Origin of the sequence: Acinetobacter piscicola, assembly GCF_002233755.1 — a bacterium.
In the GTDB taxonomy this organism is placed as follows: Bacteria; Pseudomonadota; Gammaproteobacteria; order Pseudomonadales; family Moraxellaceae; genus Acinetobacter; species Acinetobacter piscicola.
The window spans coordinates 104,365-120,531 of the sequence record NZ_NIFO01000001.1; the positions used below are offsets into that span (position 1 = coordinate 104,365).

Genomic DNA, 16,167 nt, shown 5'->3' on the forward strand with positions numbered 1-16,167 from the left:
GGATTTATAGAATAATCGCCCTCATCCTCTTGCGCGTAATAACGCTCATCCCAAAGGGAGAAGGAACTTTTAATATTGATTTTACTGCTACTTTTCAATCATTTTCTGACTTTCGCAAGAGGTCTATTCAATATTTTAGATATGACATGTGGTCACAAGGAACCTCATTTTCAATGGGCATATATATACTCAAAAGACTCTTGCTGATTATTCCAACATTGTTTTTCATTCTCCTGATTAACTTTGTGGTGATTCAAATCGCACCGGGTGGCCCTGTTGAACAAGCCATTCAACAAGCAGAGAACTTTCAAGGTGTTAACCGTGGAACTGCGGGATTATCGACTTCAATTAATGAGAGTCAGTACCAAGGCGCGCGTGGCTTGAGTGAAGAAATGGTCAATAAAATCAAAGCACAATATGGTTTTGATCTGCCTATTTATGAGCGTTTTTTCTTGATGATTAAAAATTACATGTCTTTGGATTTTGGGGATAGTTTTTTTAAAGATAAGCCTGTAACTGAACTGTTATGGGAAAAGATGCCTGTCACTTTTTCGTTAGGAATGTGGAGCATTTTGCTTATTTATCTGATTTCAATTCCACTGGGGATAAAAAAAGCCAAACAACATGGTATGTTTTTCGATAAATCAACGTCGTTATTATTGGCTGTAGGCTATGCAGTGCCTGCTTTTGTATTTGCGATCGTGTTGGTTGTTTTTTTTGCTGGTGGTACTTATTTTCAATGGTTTCCGTTACAAGGTTTAGTTTCAGATCATTTTCAAAGTTTAAGTTTATTTGAGCAAATTAAAGATTATTTGTGGCATATAACTTTGCCTTTGGCCGCGATCGTTTTAGGTGGTTTTGCACGTTTAACTTATCTGACTAAATTTTCTTTTATGGAAGAGTTGGGTAAGCAATATGTTTTGGCTGCTCGTGCCAAAGGTTTTACTGAAAATCGGGTTTTGTATAAGCACATCTTTCGTAATGCAATTTTAGTGATTGTTGCAGGTTTGCCCGAAGCGTTGGTGAGCACGTTCTTTATTGGCAATCTCTTTATCGAAATTATTTTTAATTTAGATGGGATTGCATTACTTGGTTTTGAAGCGATACAACAGCGTGATTATCCTGTTATTTTCGGGACGCTATTTTTACTGACTTTATTTGGACTGATCTTGCGATTGATCGGTGATTTATTTTATCAGATCATTGATCCACGAATTAATTTTGATTCGAGAGGTGTCGAGTAATGTCACCGATAACACAGGCTCGAATTGAAAAGTTTAAACAGAATCGTTTAGGTTACTTTTGTTTTATCTTATTTATTATTCTATTCATTTTATCTTTAGCTGCCGAGTTGATTGCCAATGAAAGACCTTTATTGGTGAAATATGAGCAACACTATTATTTACCTGTGCTCAAAACCTACCCAGAAACAACGTTTGGTGGGGTATTTGAGACAGAGGCAGATTATCGAGATCCTGTCGTTCAACATTTGATTGATGAAAAGGGTTGGGCTATTTGGCCAATTTTGCGTTATTCCCCTCAAACTCCCAATTTAGATTTAGCCGTTCCAGTGCCATCGCCACCGACTGCTGATAATTGGTTAGGTACAGACGATCAAGGGCGTGATGTACTAACTCGTCTTTTGTATGGTTTGCGCATTTCTTTAGTTTTTGGTTTGGCTTTGACTGTATTTGCATCATTTATCGGCATTATAGTCGGTGCAATTCAAGGCTATTATGGTGGATGGGTAGATCTGATCGGGCAACGTATTATAGAAGTTTGGGGTGGTTTACCGACTTTATTTATCGTCATGATTTTTGTCAGTATATTTAAACCCAATGTGTATTGGTTATTTCTCATCATGTTGTTATTTGGGTGGATATCTTTAGTGGGTATCGTTCGTGCAGAATTCCTTAGAGCACGTCATTTGGATTATGTCAAAGCTGCAAGAGGGCTAGGCGTGAATGATTGGAAAATTATGTTTCAGCATATTTTACCCAATGTGATCAGTTCAAGTCTGTCGCAGTTTCCATTTATATTGACTGCAAATATTACTGCTTTAACAGCCTTGGATTTTTTAGGTTATGGTTTACCACCCGATACAGCTTCACTTGGCGAATTGTTATTACAAGGTAAAAATAATTTAAATGCGCCGTGGTTAGCGCTATCAGGTTTTTTTAGCTTAGCTTTGGTTTTATCTTTATTGATTTATATTGGGGAGGCGACACGAGATGCATTCGATCCAAGACGCCAAAAATAACCCAGAATTATTACTTTCGGTAGAAAATTTACAGATCCAAAATACACAACAGCCATTGGTTCAAAGGCTAAATTTTGATTTACATGTTGGCGAAACAGTTGCCATTGTGGGCGAAAGTGGCTCAGGAAAATCACTGAGTGGCTTAGCGCTCATGGGCTTGTTGGCTGAAAACTTAAAAGCTTCCGGTCAGGCTTTTTATCATGGTCAAGATTTATTGGCCATGCAAGAACTCGAATTACAGCAAATTCGTGGTCGAAAAATTGCAATGATTTTTCAAGAACCTACCTCTGCACTGAATCCTTTGCACACTGTGGTCAAAATTATTGGTGAGCCTTTATTGATCCAAGGAATGCCTAAAGAAAAAGTACGCAAACGGGTCTATGATTTGTTGAGTGATGTCGGTATTTCCGAACCAACAGAACTCTTAAATCGTTATCCCCATGAGCTTTCAGGTGGACAAAGACAGCGTGTATTGATTGCTGCTGTATTGGCTTTAGAACCTGAAATTATTATTGCAGATGAACCCACCACAGCGTTAGATGTCACTTTGCAATCACAGGTTTTAAATCTTCTACAACTTCTGATACTGAATCATAAAATGGCCATGATCTTGATCAGCCATGATTTAAACTTAGTCAAGAAATATTCAAATCAAGTGATTGTAATGAATAATGGTTGTGTTGAAGAGGCGGGTACAGTCCGAGAAATCTTTAATAATCCTCAAGCAGAATATACTAAATTTTTATTAGACCATGATTTTGGTGAAGCCAATCCACTGCTGCAACAACATAGCTTAGTATTGTCTTTACATCGGATTGCGGTGAGATTTCCGATAAAGAAAGGTTTATTCAATCGTGTTAAAGATCATTTTGTTGCTGTTGCTCCTTTAGATTTAAGATTAAACCGAGCAGAGTCGATTGGCATTGTCGGAGAAAGTGGTTCAGGTAAAACATCTTTGGCTTTGGCAATTTCAAGATTGATAGATAGCTCAGGTAATATCTTTTTATTAAATAAAGATCTAAATCGTTTGAGCGAACGACAATTACGTCCATTTCGAACAAACTTTCAAATGGTTTTTCAAGATCCAATGAGTAGCCTCAACTCTCGTATGACTGTGGAGCAAATCATAGGTGAGGGTTTAGCATTACAAAAATTAAAACCCACTGAGATTGATATTCGGATTAATGAAGCACTTCAGAAAGTTGAACTGCCATTTCAGTTTAAACAGCGTTATCCGCATGAATTATCAGGTGGGCAACGGCAAAGAGTGGCTTTGGCACGTGCGATCGTTTTACGCCCCAAATTACTGATTTTAGATGAGCCAACTTCAGCTTTGGATCGTACAACACAACTGGCTATCATTAAATTACTGCGTCAGTTACAAATCGACTATCAAATGAGTTATCTATTTATCAGTCATGACTTGCAAGTCGTCAAAGCACTTTGCCAACAAGTGATGGTTCTAAAAGATGCGAAATTGATTGAGTTTCAAGACACTCAAGCCTTATTTGATCAGCCTCAACATGATTATACAAAAAAATTAATAGCAGCCAGTCAGTATTAATTTGCGACATTTACAAATTTGACAAACTATATTGTCAAATTTACACTTGATCTATCGTATATTTTATTTAGAGTAAATGCTCTAACCTTTAAGGGACTTAATCATGAGCCATCTTGCACAATCGATTCAAATTAAAAATACAATATTTAAGAACCGCATTATCAAAGGAGCAATGAGTGAAGCTTTGGCGAATCGTGAAGGTCAACCCAACAACTTACACTTAGGTTTGTATGAAGCTTGGGCGAAGGGCGGTCTTGGCTGTGCGATTACAGGTAATGTCATGGTTAATATTGAGGCAAAAAATGAGCCGGGCGTTGTTGCCATTGAAACTGAACATGATTTAGAAAAATTAAAAGAATGGGCAAATGTCGGTAAGCAATATGGCATGGTGCAATTGATTCAATTGTCACATCCAGGTCGTCAATGTTCTAGAGGGTTAAATAAAGAAACTGTTGCACCTTCAGCAGTACCATTTAGTCCGATGTTAGCAACGACATTTGGCACACCACGTGCACTGCGCGAAGATGAAATTTTAGATATTATTCAACGTTTTGCAGAAGCTGCACGTATTTGTGAAAAAGCAGGTTTTGAAGGTGTTCAATTACACGGCGCACATGGTTATTTGATCAGTCAGTTCCTTTCACCTCTGACCAATAAACGCCAAGATCAATGGGGCGGTTCTATTGAAAACCGTATGCGTTTCTTATTAGAAGTTTATAAAGCCGTGCGTGCAAAAACCTCTGAAAACTTTATTGTATCGGTAAAACTGAATTCAGCAGACTTCCAGCGTGGCGGGATCACTGAAGAAGAAGTGGTGCAAGTTTTTAAAGCGATCGATGCTGCAGGTATCGATTTAATCGAAATTTCAGGTGGTACCTATGAAGCGCCAGCAATGGCTGGTGCAAAAGCAGACAAACGCAAAGAAAGTACCATTGCACGTGAAGCTTATTTTTTAGATTTTGCTGAAAATATTCGTAAAGAAGTGAAATGCCATCTTATGGTGACAGGTGGTTTTCGTACTGTACAAGGCATGAATGCTGCATTGGATAGTGGTGCATGTGAATTTATTGGTATTGCGCGTCCTTTGGCGGTAGAACCAGATGTAAGTAATAGTTTGATTGCAGGACGTGATGTGCGTTATGCCGTTGAAGCGATCAAAACAGGGATTCCGTTTGTCGATAAAATGGCGATTATGGAAATTCTTTGGTATGCAGCGCAATTTAAAACCATCGCTCAAGGGAAACAACCGAATCCTAAACTTTCACCGTTGAAAGTGTTTTTAAATTATGCAAAAAATAATATGAAAGCAGTGCTTCAAGGCCGTGTTAATTCTCGTAAATCGGCTTGATGTGATTTAAATAATCAATAATTCTTAAATTATAGATTCATATCATAAAGTGAGAATGCTCTAAACTAGAATAGGGCATTCTATTTTTAAAACTTAATGTGCACAGAACGCCATATTAAAATATTCAAATAAATCAGGCGTACTCATCCAAAGGAAAATAGCAAAACTGAAAATGATGACTAAACCAATCCACAGTACAGCTTTTAACCATGAGAATGATGATAAATCAGTCATGAACAATCGCCTCCTCATTGACAAATAAATGTACAATCACGCCTAAGCCACTGAGTACAATCGAAGTAATCCAAATCGCATTGTAATTCCCTGTGAGATCATGGTTTAAACCACCAAGCCATCCACCAAAAAAAGACCCAACTTGATGCGTGAAAAACACGAGACCTGTGAGTGTGGTGAGGTATTTAACGCCAAACATATTGGCCACAATACCGTTGGTTAATGGTACGGTAGATAACCATAGTAGTCCCATGATGATACCAAAAGCATAAATTGTCCAAACACTCAGTGGGAGTGTTAGAAAGGCAATAATAGCAACGCCACGTAATCCATAAAGCCCCATCAGCAAGTGTGGTTTTGAAAATTTATCACCTAAATAGCCTGCTGTATAAGTGCCGAGAATATTAAATAATCCAACCAATGCTAAGAATACTGTTCCTGTAGAAGCATCAAAACCATGGTCGATTAAATAACCGGGTAAATGAATGCCTAAAAATACCACTTGGAAACCGCAAACTAAAAAACCGAATGCAAGCCATAAAAAGGGTTTGTGCTGTAAAGCAATTTTTAGGATTTGTTTGAATGATAAATTGGATTTAGTCACCTGTGTCACTGCATTGGGTGCAACATACATGGGTGCTTTTAGCATCCATGCAAGCGGGATAATCAATGCCACCAAGATTGCTGTAATGACCAATGCAGACGACCAACCAAAGTTTTTAATTAACAATAGGGTGGTTGGCAACATAATAAATTGCCCAAAAGAACCTGCGGCACTGGCAATCCCCATTGCCATACTACGCTTACTTGGATGAGCAGCTCGACCTACAGCTGAAAGAAGAATTGAAAATGAAGTTGCGGATAATGCCAAGCCAATAATCACGCCGACACTAAAATCAAGCAATAATGCATTTGAGCTGATAGACATGAGAAGCAAGCCGAGGCTATACAGTATGCCGCCTGCAATCACGACTTTTTTACTGCCGTATTTGTCTGCTAATGCACCTGTAAAGGGTTGCATTGCACCCCAAAGCAAGTTTTGTATTGCAATCGCTAAGCTGAAAACCTGATGACTCCATTGAAACTCATTGCTCATTGGTACCAGATAAAGCCCAAAACCATGTCGTACACCTAATGAGAGCGCTAGAATAAAGGCACTACCAATCAGCATAAAAATGAGTGGCTTTGAAAAGCGGGTATCATCTGTAATATGAGACATAAGTCATCCAAATCATTGTACTAAAACCTTCAAGTAGCAATTGTAGATGATTGAATGTCGAATGACGATAAAATAAAGATTGAACAATTGATAAATATTTTTTATAGGCTTAACTTTATTTCAAGTCTTTAAAATTAATCATAATTTTTTAAATGAGAACGACCCAAAGATCGTTCATTTTCAAGTTCGAACAAACTGTTATTTAAAAACGATAACCGATACCTGCATAGCCTAGAATAGGATTGATTTCGATATCTGTTTTAGCATTGATCAAGTCTCCATATTGATCATCTGAAACTGTAATTTTTGTGGTTCCTTTCAATTGTGCGTAGGAAATAGAACCGACAGCAAACCAACGATCATTAAAATCATAAGTAAATCCTGCTGTTGCTATTGGAGCAAAGGCATCCTCAGCATCTAACTTAACTTTAGGATTGCCACTACTTTTTTTGCCATCCAAAGCAGCACCTGCTTGATTTTGTTTTAGATTGACAATCATGTGACCTGCATTAATTAAGTCTTGTTCAATGTTTTTATTGATTTCCAATTCATTGAAATAGGCATACATCATTCCTACACCAATATAAGGTCTGAATTTATTTACACCTGTTTTTCCAAAATGATATTGAAACTCAAAAGCAGGCGTCCAAGCGCGTGCTGAAGCTGCTTTTTCATGTGCCTCTAGGTCTGTAATGAAAATATCTTTCTTTAAGGGTAAATCACCTACCAGAGAACCTATACCGCTTGGGGTTGCAACTCCTGAGAGCGGTGCATAAATTTTTCCTTTACCCATAATATCGACTTTGGGTGGAACACCAGCTTTGATTTCAAGAGAAATATTATCGGTAAAAAAATAGTTAGACATGATTCCAAGCGTTGTAACATCATCCGCTTCAAGTCCTGTACCTTCTGACTCCCATTGAGAAAGTCCATTGATGGTCGCTTCACCTGCAACATTCGATTTTAAATATTTGGTACCAGTTTCATCTTTATAAGACAACAAACCAATCACATCTAAATCCACGGCTGTTTTTAAAAAATTCTTCTTGGCTGTTGCACCACTTTGGCTTTCATCAATTGCGCCGAGTACAGAGTCAACTTTCACATTACCTACAGCTGCTTTTTGACCTTCCTCGACTGCGGTATTGATTTGAAATGGTTGAGCTTGTCCCGTAGGTTTGACATGAAGTGCACCTACAGAAACTGAAAAACGTTTAAAACCATCGCCATCTTTGAAGCTGAAGTAAGGGGAACTTGCATGACTGAGCATAGGTGTCAATGAGCACGATGCGACAAGGCACAGTAAGGGCTTATTCATAATTGGACTCCATGTCCGAAAATTGATACTAATTTTTATAAGCGCCCATTATTGATAAGTTGAATAAAAAAATATTGTTGTTTTTGAAGGGATATTCTTTTCACAAATGTATTATTTTGCTTGAAGTTTTATCATCGGGTTTAATAAGTACTTGGATCATGTAAGTTTGTTACCTTGTCATTACATTTTTTTAAAGACTAAATTATTTTCTTATTTTGTTTTAAAACAATAGTTTGTCATTATTTTTTTAAATGAATAATAAAAAAGGCCACCTATAGGTGACCTTTTAAAATAAAAATCAGGGTTATTGAGTCAATGACTTTTTATTTTGTGAATCGAGACAAGTCTTCTTCAGGACGTGCTGTTAATACTTCCACACCATTTTTAGTCACAAGTAGGGTATGTTCATATTGTGCAGATAGGCTATGATCTTTAGTCACAACCGTCCATTTATCACCCATTAAACGGGTTTGCCAAACACCTGCATTGACCATCGGTTCAATGGTAAAGGTCATACCTTCTTCTAAAATCATGCCTGTGTTCGGTTGACCATAATGTAGAACCTGAGGTTCGTCATGGAAAACAGTACCAATACCATGACCACAATATTCACGTACAACACTGAAACGTTCAGATTCGACATAACGTTGAATGGCATCACCGATATCACCAATGGTTGAACCCGCTTTAACAGTCGCAATCCCGCGATACATCGCTTCTTGAGCCACTTTACACAAGCGATCTGCAAGAATTGATGTTTCACCACCTACGATGTACATCATATTGGTGTCGCCGTGAAAACCATCTTTAATCACAGTCACGTCAATATTGAGAATATCACCTTTCTTTAAAATTTTACTTTCAGAAGGAACCCCATGACAAACCACATGATTTACTGATGTACAGATCACATGTTGGAATGCAGCACGGCCAGGTGCGGCGCCATAACCTAGACAAGCAGGTATTGCATTTTGTTTATTCACGATATAATCATGACAAATCGTATCAAGTTCAAGTGTTGAAACACCCGGCTTGATATGCGGTTTGATCATATCCAAAACTTCTGCAGCCAGTCGACCCGCGACACGCATTTTTTCAATATCGTCTGCGGTTTTGATTAATCGACGGGGAGCTTCGTAAGTACTGTTCATGATCTTTAAAAACTTTTGGAAATTTGTATGTGGCTATGGTATAAATAGCCGCCCAAATTATCAAATGCTTTTCGTTACTTTCTTCATGAACAGTTAACGAGAATTTTGATAAGGGTAATTTAAAAATCCGCACATATGTCGTCACATTACTCTGGGTGCCTGAAGGTTTTTTTAATCTTGAGGTGGAGAATGCGGACATATGGAGGCCTAACCCAAACTTTAAGGTAAAGAAAATGGCAGATTACAACGTAAGCATGCGCGACCTTCTTCAAGCTGGCGCGCACTTTGGTCACCAAACTCGCTTCTGGAACCCAAAAATGCGTCAATACATTTTTGGTGCGCGTAACCGTATTCACATCATTAACCTTGAACACACTGTTCCTGCGTTAAATGATGCTTTGAATTTTGTTAACAATCTTGCAAGCAAAAAGAACAAAGTATTGTTTGTTGGTACAAAACGTGCTGCTTCAAACATCATCCGTGAACAAGCTCAACGCGCTGGTCAACCTTATGTAGATCACCGTTGGTTGGGTGGTATGTTGACTAACTGGAAAACTCTTCGTCAGTCAATCAACCGTTTGAAAGATCTTCAAACTCAATCACAAGACGGTACTTTTGCTAAACTAACTAAACGTGAAGCTTTAGAACGTACTCGTGAAATGGAAAAACTTGAACGCTCTTTAGGCGGTGTTAAGAACATGGGTGGTTTACCTGACGCATTGTTCATCATCGACGTTGATCACGAAGCGATCGCTATTAAAGAAGCTAAAAACTTAGGTATTCCAGTTATCGGTATCGTTGATACAAACTCTAACCCAGATAACGTAGATTTCGTTATTCCGGGTAATGACGATGCGATCCGTGCTGTAACACTTTATGCTTCTGCTATGGCTGATGCTATTCTTGCTGGTAAAGAATACGCTCAAACTCAAGCAAATGCTCAAGCTAAAGGCGAAGAAGCTGCGAAAGAAGCTCCTGAGGCTTAATGCGTTTTGACGCAAGCTTGTCATTTTTACAACATATGATGACAAATTAAGCGTCGAGAAAGCAAAACGGCCCAGAGTACACTTTGGGCCGTTTTTGTTGAACAGATTCATATTCTACCGTATTTAGGAGAACAACATGACTGCAGTTACTGCGAGCATGGTAAAAGAATTACGTGACCGTACTGGTCTTGCGATGATGGAATGCAAAAAAGCATTAACAGAAGCAGACGGTGACATCGAATTGGCGATTGATAATCTTCGTAAATCAGGTCAAGCAAAAGCTGCTAAAAAAGCGGGTAACATTGCTGCTGATGGCGCAATCACAATCGTTCAAGAAGGTAACAAAGCGATTCTTGTTGAAGTTAACTGCCAAACTGACTTCGTTGCTAAAGATGATAACTTTGCTGGTTTCTCTGCGAAAGTTGCTGCTGCTGCTTTAGCTGCAAACGAAACTGATGCTGCTAAAATTGCTGAACTTAAACTTGAAGATGGTACAACTGTTGAAGAAGCGCGTATTGCACTTGTTCAAAAAATCGGTGAAAACATCCAAGTTCGTCGTGCTGCAATTGTTGAAGGTGAAAACCTTGCAGTTTACAAACACGGTTTAAAAATTGGTGTTGTTGTTTCTTACACAGGTTCTGCTGAAACTGGTAAAGGTGTTGCAATGCATGTTGCTGCATTCAACCCAGTTGCAGTTACTGCTGAAGATGTTTCTGCTGATCTTATCGCTAAAGAGAAAGAAATTGCAGAAGCTAAAGCGATTGAATCTGGTAAGCCAGCAAACATCGTAGAAAAAATGGTGACTGGTTCAGTTGAAAAATACTTGAACGAAGTTGTTCTTGAGCGTCAAATGTACGTGATCGACAACGACAAGAAAGTTGCTGATGTATTAAAAGCAACTGCTACTACAGTTGTTCAATTCGTTCGCTTCGAAGTAGGTGAAGGTATTGAGAAGAAAGCTGAAATGAGCTTTGCTGATGAAGTTGCTGCTGCTCAGGCTGCTGCCGCTGCTCAATAATTTTTACTGATTCAGTAAAAATATAAAAAACCCCTCAAATTTTGAGGGGTTTTTTATATGGGTACATGTAAAGCAATAAAAGTACTGATTTTAAGAATGTTTAAGTGCGAAATTTGTGCTACATCTTCTATAATCGGTTTTATATTTTTATTATTCTAATTTTGATTCACTATGGCAAATAAAACTCAACTTGGCATTGGCGCTGCAATCGCAGTATTGGTCGCTGCCTATTTTGGAATTGATTTAAATCAACAAAAAAATGAGCCTGTTCAACAGCCTAAAGTTGAATATTCAGACCAACCAAACTCACATACTCAACAAAATTCGAATCCTTCCGTGTCTCATGAAGATCCAATTGACGAGAAGAAAAATCATCAAGTTCAAAATGATCGTACTCAGAATCATCCATATACAAATAGTCAAAGCCAGCATGGTCTTGAAGTTATTGCCAAATCATACGAACGTAAATTAAGTAATGTACAAGTTCAGTCAGTTGGACGAGTCAAAGCGATTTTACGTGATGATAATGATGGTTCACGTCATCAAAAATTTATTCTTACACTAGAGAATGGTCTAACAGTTTTAGTGGCACATAATATTGATTTAGCACCACGTGTTGACAATTTACATAAAGGCGATACGGTCGAGTTTTTTGGCGAATATGAATACAGCACGCAAGGTGGGGTGATTCATTGGACGCATCGTGACCCTCAGCATCGTCATGAAAATGGTTGGTTAAAACATGATGGTAAAACCTATCAATAATGGATTATTTATTGAAGTCAAATTCATCACTATGAGAAATATATGACATAGCAATTTTGTTCTATACGTTTTTTTGAATCATGTTATTTTTAAATCAATCAATAAAGTCTGAATAGAAAGATGCAGGAGTGGGCGAGCTATTTTCACCTTAAGGAATTGGGTGGATTAGAGTTGTTAAAAGCACAATATCACCATAAACAATTTTCTAAGCATGTGCATGAAGGTTATTGCATTGGTGTAATTGAAGAAGGCGCACAAAGTTTTTATCGAACAGGGCAACTTCATACCGCACCGAAAGGTGATATTATTTTAGTCAATGCAGATGAAATTCATACAGGTTCATCTGCCGTGGAATCAGGTTGGAAGTATCGGGCAATTTATCCAACGCCTGAAATGCTTTTAGAGGTTGGAGAAGATTTTTTTACGGTTAAAAATAGTGTGCCGTGGTTTCCAAATGCAGTGGTGCATGATATCGGTCTAGCGCAACAACTTTCATTACTTTTTGATTTATTAGAACAAAAGGATAATGCCTTATTAAAAGAAAGCATGTATTTGTCTACTCTAGCTCGTTTAATTAGTCGTTATGGACGTGCAAAATTAACCCCTGCGGAACTGCCTGAAGCACAACGAAAAGTAGAAACAGTCAAGGAATTATTAACCAGTTTTCCTGAGCATGATTATTCTCTTACCGATCTTGCAAGTTATGTCGGAATTAGCCCGTGGCATTTTTTACGTGAGTTTAAAAAATATACAGGTTTGCCACTACATAGCTGGTTGGTTCAAGTACGCTTACAAAAAGCACGTCAGCTACTTAAACAAGGGCAAAGTATTGCAATAACTGCTCAAAACTGTGGCTTTTCAGATCAAAGTCATTTTAATCGACATTTTAAAAAAGCGATGGGTGTAACACCTTCGCAATATCTCAGTACATTGCAGTATTAAAATAACGTCAGTTCTGGGGAAATTCTGATGTAAGTTATTGAAAAAAATGATCAGGTACAACGGAGTCTTACCGTTTAAAGTCAAATGCAAGGATTAACCTTCGGTTCGACCTGAGAGGTACTACCTCGCAAGGCTTTCGGGAAAAGTAGGCAAAACCATTTGTCAGTCGCCAACTCGACAGATATCTTCAAGTACCTAATATATTGCAAAAACAGTATATTACAGATCTTGCGGAATATATTCCTCATACCTCGAACAATGCGACTGACGTTTCTGCGTATCATATAGTTGGGAATATATCTTATCCCGAGCTCAGGTTAAAATAGCAATTTCATCCAATCTTTTATGCTTGTTTTATAAGATACTCGTTTTATTCTTTGTTATGGATGATGCCTATGAATGATCAATTTAAATCTGTTTCTCATCAGGCAGTGCCACAAAAAACTTTAAATAAAAAAGCCTTTTTTCAGGGTGTGATGGATATTCTCCCTTTATCCATTGCTGTGCTTCCGTGGGGAATCCTTGCAGGCTCAATGGCGATTAATGCAGGTTTAAGTTTTGCTCAAGCCTTTTCAATGTCTGCTATTGTTTTTGCGGGGGCTGCACAATTGGTTAGTTTAGGTCTCGTGATGTCAAATGCTTCAGTATTTACAATCATCATTACGATTTTCTTTTTAACCAGTCAGCATTTAATTTATGCTCTAAATTTTCGCAAAGAGGTCTCTCAATTCCCAACGCATCAACGCTTGATGATTGGCTTTTTACTCACAGACGAACTTTTTGCTGTAGGTATTGGTGAAAATAAACAACGCACTTTTGCTTATTTATTTGGAGCAGGTTTGTGTTTTTATCTGGCGTGGTGTTTGTTTAGTTTATTGGGAATTTTACTTGCTCAATCCATTCCAAATTTAGAAAGTCTGCATTTAGATTTTTCGATTGTTGCAGTTTTTATTTTGATTATTGTTCCGATGATTAAAAATATTGCCACTTTATTTGGTGTAGTCGTCACTTTAATTTCAGCCTGTATTTTTAAATATTTACAATTTGAAGGTGGTGTTGTGCTGTCAGGTTTATTGGGAATGTTGGGTGCAATGTCTGCGGCTAAAATGATGGGCAAAATAATAAGGAAAAGAAAATGACTTGGATTTTATTACTCAGTTTAGCTTTGGTTGTTTTTATAAACCGTTATTTCTTTTTAGAACCCAAAATTGCATTTAAACTGCCTGTATTCATTGGAAATATGTTGCAGTATTCCGCACCATGTTTACTGACCGCCATTTGTGCACCGATTATATTTTTTCAAGGCGAACAGTTACGTGCTTTACCACAGGATGCTTATTTCCTTACCGCCATTTTATGTGTTGTTTTCGCATTAATTTCTAAGAAAATCTTATTGAATTTAGGCTTAAGTTTATTGTGTTTTTATGGGTTGAGTTATTTGTTGGGTGGATAAGACCAGTCCTAGAATGGGTAATCCTAAAACAATATTTCTTAATTAAAACAATGTCATCATAATATTTTTAATGCTTAATTTTTAATCCTGATTCAATGATATGAATAATAAAACAATCACTGTAATGTAGGCGGTGATTGCTTTCTATTTGATGTGCAGCCAATTAAGGATAGACTCAATGATGAGTTTATCGTATCAAGCTTATCTAAGAGGCTTTTTAAAGAGAAACAATACATTGCTTAGCGATGGTTTCTATTTTTTGATCATTCACTTCTAAATTGTCCCATTTCTGCATTTGATGAATCATCCATTCAAAATCAGATGCTTTTGGGTGGGTATCATGAGGAACTAGATTTTGAATAATATTTAGGATTTTACGAAACTCTTGAACGTGCACTGACTCGGAACAATTAAATCGAATAATGTTGTATTCAATTAATATTTCCCAAATATCTTCAATAGATTCAAGTGATCGTAAATCATTTTGTGCTTTGGCGATTGCTTGGCAGAGTGCATGTAATGTGTTTGGATGTTGTGTAGCCCATTCTTGCGTAACAGCGAAAACCTTATTCGCAATTTCAGGAATGAATTGCTGACTTGAACAAATCGTTGTACTTAAACCTTCAATTTCTGCTTGAATATTCCACGGTTCACCTACGCAAAAACCATCAATCATTTGCTTTGAAATAGCCTCAACCATATACGGTGGTGGAAGTGTTAAAAGCTTATGTTTTTGAGCGATTTGTAGGTCAGCTAAAGCGAGCCATTCTTTTAAACAATAATGATGAATTGAATGCTGAAAAACATGTGCTAAACGAATATTTTGTTGCTGATGAATAGCATAAGTCAATTTTTTTGCAGAACTTTCTAGTGAGTCATGCGCTGTAATATTGAGATCAAAACATAGTTTTTGGCTTAAACTAATCGATGTTGGATTATTACTCAAGATTAATGGGGTTTGAAATGGAATACCTAATTGATCTGAACCTAAGGTCGCAGCAGGAAGCATGGCAGATAAACAATGTGCCGCATCTAAAAGACCAAAGGCTAAACGGTCGCGTAAACTTGCCCAAGATGCTTCTTTAACTAACGCGACATTTAAGCCTAAATCTGCAAAATAACCTTGATGTTTTGCCCAAAGAATCGCAATACAATCCAATAATGGAACATAACCTAATCGAATATCAGTTTTTTCTAAATTCGACATTTTATTGCTCCTTAAACTGAGATTGTAATAAAAGCTGTGCGTCTAGTAGACGACGAGCCATTTCCCCAATAGTCATGCGGTGACTCATGGCATTTTTACGCAGTAAAGTAAAAGCATGTTCTTCATTAATATGATGTAGCTTCATGAGTAAAACCTTAGCTTTTTCAATATCTTTTCGATCGGCTAGTTTGCTTTTGGTATCCTGTAAATCATTCAGTAATTTCTTATGTTTTTTATATTGTTCAATGGCAATTTCTAAAATACTGTCTAATTTTGAGGGTTGTATACCATCCACGATATAGGCGGTAATCCCCGCTTCAATTGCACTTTTAATGGTGTCTTTATGGCTGTTTTTAGTAAATAGTACAGTGGGTAAATCGAACTGACTGACGCAACTTTCAATAATGTCACGTTGCGGATGATCCATATCTAATAAAATAACATCTGCTTGAATTTGTTGCAGATAAAATAAATCGAGTTGATCTGTCATTAAACATGCGACCACATCGAATTGATGTTCAATTAAAGTGAGTTTAACGAACTCTGCACGATCAAAATCATCATCGATTAAAGCTATTTTCAGTTTTGGCATGATGCATCAAGAAAGCCTGTGTATAAATTGAGCATGCAATAAATATACCAGATCATAAATAGGGGCAAATTGAGATATTTATACTCTGTTGAGTATAAGTGGGAATTTTA

16 protein-coding genes are annotated in these 16,167 nt (G+C 37.4%); 10 read left to right on the forward strand and 6 right to left on the reverse strand.

What is annotated here, in order from left to right; all coding sequences use genetic code 11:
• The first annotated feature begins 173 nt into the window (after window positions 1-173).
• The 4 genes from yejB (at window position 174) to CDA10_RS05390 (ending at window position 5,172) form a co-directional block, all read left to right on the forward strand.
• A complete protein-coding gene (gene yejB / locus CDA10_RS05375) occupies window positions 174-1,244 on the forward strand; it encodes a microcin C ABC transporter permease YejB (protein WP_089605165.1) in 1,071 nt (356 codons plus the stop codon).
• The gene (locus CDA10_RS05380; RefSeq protein WP_089604464.1) at window positions 1,244-2,260 is read left to right on the forward strand and encodes an ABC transporter permease; all 1,017 of its coding nucleotides are present in this window, start codon (window positions 1,244-1,246) and stop codon (window positions 2,258-2,260) included. The genes yejB and CDA10_RS05380 overlap by 1 nt, the downstream gene beginning before the upstream one ends.
• Window positions 2,232-3,824 (forward strand): dipeptide ABC transporter ATP-binding protein, encoded by a 1,593-nt coding sequence (locus tag CDA10_RS05385; protein ID WP_089604465.1) that lies wholly within the window; start codon window positions 2,232-2,234, stop codon window positions 3,822-3,824. The genes CDA10_RS05380 and CDA10_RS05385 overlap by 29 nt, the downstream gene beginning before the upstream one ends.
• 103 nt (window positions 3,825-3,927) lie before the next feature.
• Window positions 3,928-5,172 (forward strand): NADH:flavin oxidoreductase/NADH oxidase family protein, encoded by a 1,245-nt coding sequence (locus tag CDA10_RS05390; RefSeq protein ID WP_089604467.1) that lies wholly within the window; start codon window positions 3,928-3,930, stop codon window positions 5,170-5,172.
• Window positions 5,173-5,265: 93 nt separating this feature from the next.
• Here CDA10_RS05390 and CDA10_RS16880 read toward each other — a convergent pair whose 3' ends face one another.
• The 4 genes from CDA10_RS16880 to map all read right to left on the reverse strand — a co-directional run bounded on the left by CDA10_RS16880 (window position 5,266) and on the right by map (window position 9,094).
• Window positions 5,266-5,406: a hypothetical protein gene (locus CDA10_RS16880; RefSeq protein WP_167374950.1), complete on the reverse strand. Its 141-nt coding sequence runs from the start codon at window positions 5,404-5,406 to the stop codon at window positions 5,266-5,268.
• A complete protein-coding gene (locus tag CDA10_RS05395; protein WP_089604469.1) occupies window positions 5,399-6,625 on the reverse strand; it encodes an MFS transporter in 1,227 nt (408 codons plus the stop codon). The genes CDA10_RS16880 and CDA10_RS05395 overlap by 8 nt, the downstream gene beginning before the upstream one ends.
• 202 nt (window positions 6,626-6,827) lie before the next feature.
• A complete protein-coding gene (locus CDA10_RS05400) occupies window positions 6,828-7,946 on the reverse strand; it encodes an OmpW/AlkL family protein (RefSeq protein ID WP_407640368.1) in 1,119 nt (372 codons plus the stop codon).
• Between the two features lie 320 nt (window positions 7,947-8,266).
• Complete coding sequence (gene map / locus CDA10_RS05405; RefSeq protein ID WP_089604474.1) at window positions 8,267-9,094, reverse strand: type I methionyl aminopeptidase; 828 nt, start codon at window positions 9,092-9,094, stop codon at window positions 8,267-8,269.
• Window positions 9,095-9,327: 233 nt separating this feature from the next.
• On the opposite strand from map, the gene rpsB reads away from it, so the two are divergent.
• The 6 genes from rpsB (at window position 9,328) to CDA10_RS05435 (ending at window position 14,258) form a co-directional block, all read left to right on the forward strand.
• Window positions 9,328-10,080, forward strand: coding sequence for a 30S ribosomal protein S2 (rpsB, locus tag CDA10_RS05410; RefSeq protein ID WP_004831703.1), 753 nt, complete (start codon window positions 9,328-9,330; stop codon window positions 10,078-10,080).
• A gap of 136 nt (window positions 10,081-10,216) precedes the next feature.
• Window positions 10,217-11,098 carry a translation elongation factor Ts gene (gene tsf, locus CDA10_RS05415; RefSeq protein ID WP_089604477.1) on the forward strand — a complete coding sequence of 294 codons (882 nt, stop codon included), beginning with the start codon at window positions 10,217-10,219 and terminating at the stop codon, window positions 11,096-11,098.
• 171 nt (window positions 11,099-11,269) lie between these two features.
• Entirely contained in the window at window positions 11,270-11,863 is a 594-nt protein-coding gene (locus CDA10_RS05420) for a DUF3465 domain-containing protein (RefSeq protein ID WP_089604479.1), read from the forward strand.
• A gap of 120 nt (window positions 11,864-11,983) precedes the next feature.
• Window positions 11,984-12,805, forward strand: a complete 822-nt coding sequence (locus CDA10_RS05425) for an AraC family transcriptional regulator (RefSeq protein WP_089604481.1) — start codon at window positions 11,984-11,986, stop codon at window positions 12,803-12,805.
• A gap of 395 nt (window positions 12,806-13,200) precedes the next feature.
• The gene (locus CDA10_RS05430) at window positions 13,201-13,944 is read left to right on the forward strand and encodes an AzlC family ABC transporter permease (RefSeq protein ID WP_089604484.1); all 744 of its coding nucleotides are present in this window, start codon (window positions 13,201-13,203) and stop codon (window positions 13,942-13,944) included.
• Complete coding sequence (locus CDA10_RS05435; protein WP_089604485.1) at window positions 13,941-14,258, forward strand: AzlD domain-containing protein; 318 nt, start codon at window positions 13,941-13,943, stop codon at window positions 14,256-14,258. The genes CDA10_RS05430 and CDA10_RS05435 overlap by 4 nt, the downstream gene beginning before the upstream one ends.
• Window positions 14,259-14,475: 217 nt before the next feature.
• Here CDA10_RS05435 and CDA10_RS05440 read toward each other — a convergent pair whose 3' ends face one another.
• Together CDA10_RS05440 and CDA10_RS05445 are read right to left on the reverse strand one after the other, a co-directional pair.
• Entirely contained in the window at window positions 14,476-15,465 is a 990-nt protein-coding gene (locus CDA10_RS05440; RefSeq protein WP_089604487.1) for an ABC transporter substrate-binding protein, read from the reverse strand.
• Window position 15,466: 1 nt separating this feature from the next.
• Complete coding sequence (locus CDA10_RS05445; RefSeq protein ID WP_089604489.1) at window positions 15,467-16,057, reverse strand: ANTAR domain-containing response regulator; 591 nt, start codon at window positions 16,055-16,057, stop codon at window positions 15,467-15,469.
• Between the last annotated feature and the right edge of the window lie 110 nt (window positions 16,058-16,167).

Excerpts from the sequence above, each read along its gene's own strand:
- CDA10_RS05440 (WP_089604487.1), bottom strand. The coding sequence starts at position 15,465 with ATGTCGAATTTAGAAAAAACTGATATTCGATTAGGTTATGTTCCATTA.
- CDA10_RS05435 (WP_089604485.1), top strand. The coding sequence starts at position 13,941 with ATGACTTGGATTTTATTACTCAGTTTAGCTTTGGTTGTTTTTATAAAC.
- CDA10_RS05380 (WP_089604464.1), top strand. The coding sequence starts at position 1,244 with ATGTCACCGATAACACAGGCTCGAATTGAAAAGTTTAAACAGAATCGT.
- tsf (WP_089604477.1), top strand. The coding sequence starts at position 10,217 with ATGACTGCAGTTACTGCGAGCATGGTAAAAGAATTACGTGACCGTACT.
- yejB (WP_089605165.1), top strand. The coding sequence starts at position 174 with ATGGGCATATATATACTCAAAAGACTCTTGCTGATTATTCCAACATTG.
- CDA10_RS05420 (WP_089604479.1), top strand. The coding sequence starts at position 11,270 with ATGGCAAATAAAACTCAACTTGGCATTGGCGCTGCAATCGCAGTATTG.
- CDA10_RS05390 (WP_089604467.1), top strand. The coding sequence starts at position 3,928 with ATGAGCCATCTTGCACAATCGATTCAAATTAAAAATACAATATTTAAG.
- CDA10_RS16880 (WP_167374950.1), bottom strand. The coding sequence starts at position 5,406 with ATGACTGATTTATCATCATTCTCATGGTTAAAAGCTGTACTGTGGATT.
- CDA10_RS05395 (WP_089604469.1), bottom strand. The coding sequence starts at position 6,625 with ATGTCTCATATTACAGATGATACCCGCTTTTCAAAGCCACTCATTTTT.
- rpsB (WP_004831703.1), top strand. The coding sequence starts at position 9,328 with ATGGCAGATTACAACGTAAGCATGCGCGACCTTCTTCAAGCTGGCGCG.
- CDA10_RS05445 (WP_089604489.1), bottom strand. The coding sequence starts at position 16,057 with ATGCCAAAACTGAAAATAGCTTTAATCGATGATGATTTTGATCGTGCA.
- CDA10_RS05385 (WP_089604465.1), top strand. The coding sequence starts at position 2,232 with ATGCATTCGATCCAAGACGCCAAAAATAACCCAGAATTATTACTTTCG.
- map (WP_089604474.1), bottom strand. The coding sequence starts at position 9,094 with ATGAACAGTACTTACGAAGCTCCCCGTCGATTAATCAAAACCGCAGAC.
- CDA10_RS05430 (WP_089604484.1), top strand. The coding sequence starts at position 13,201 with ATGAATGATCAATTTAAATCTGTTTCTCATCAGGCAGTGCCACAAAAA.
- CDA10_RS05425 (WP_089604481.1), top strand. The coding sequence starts at position 11,984 with ATGCAGGAGTGGGCGAGCTATTTTCACCTTAAGGAATTGGGTGGATTA.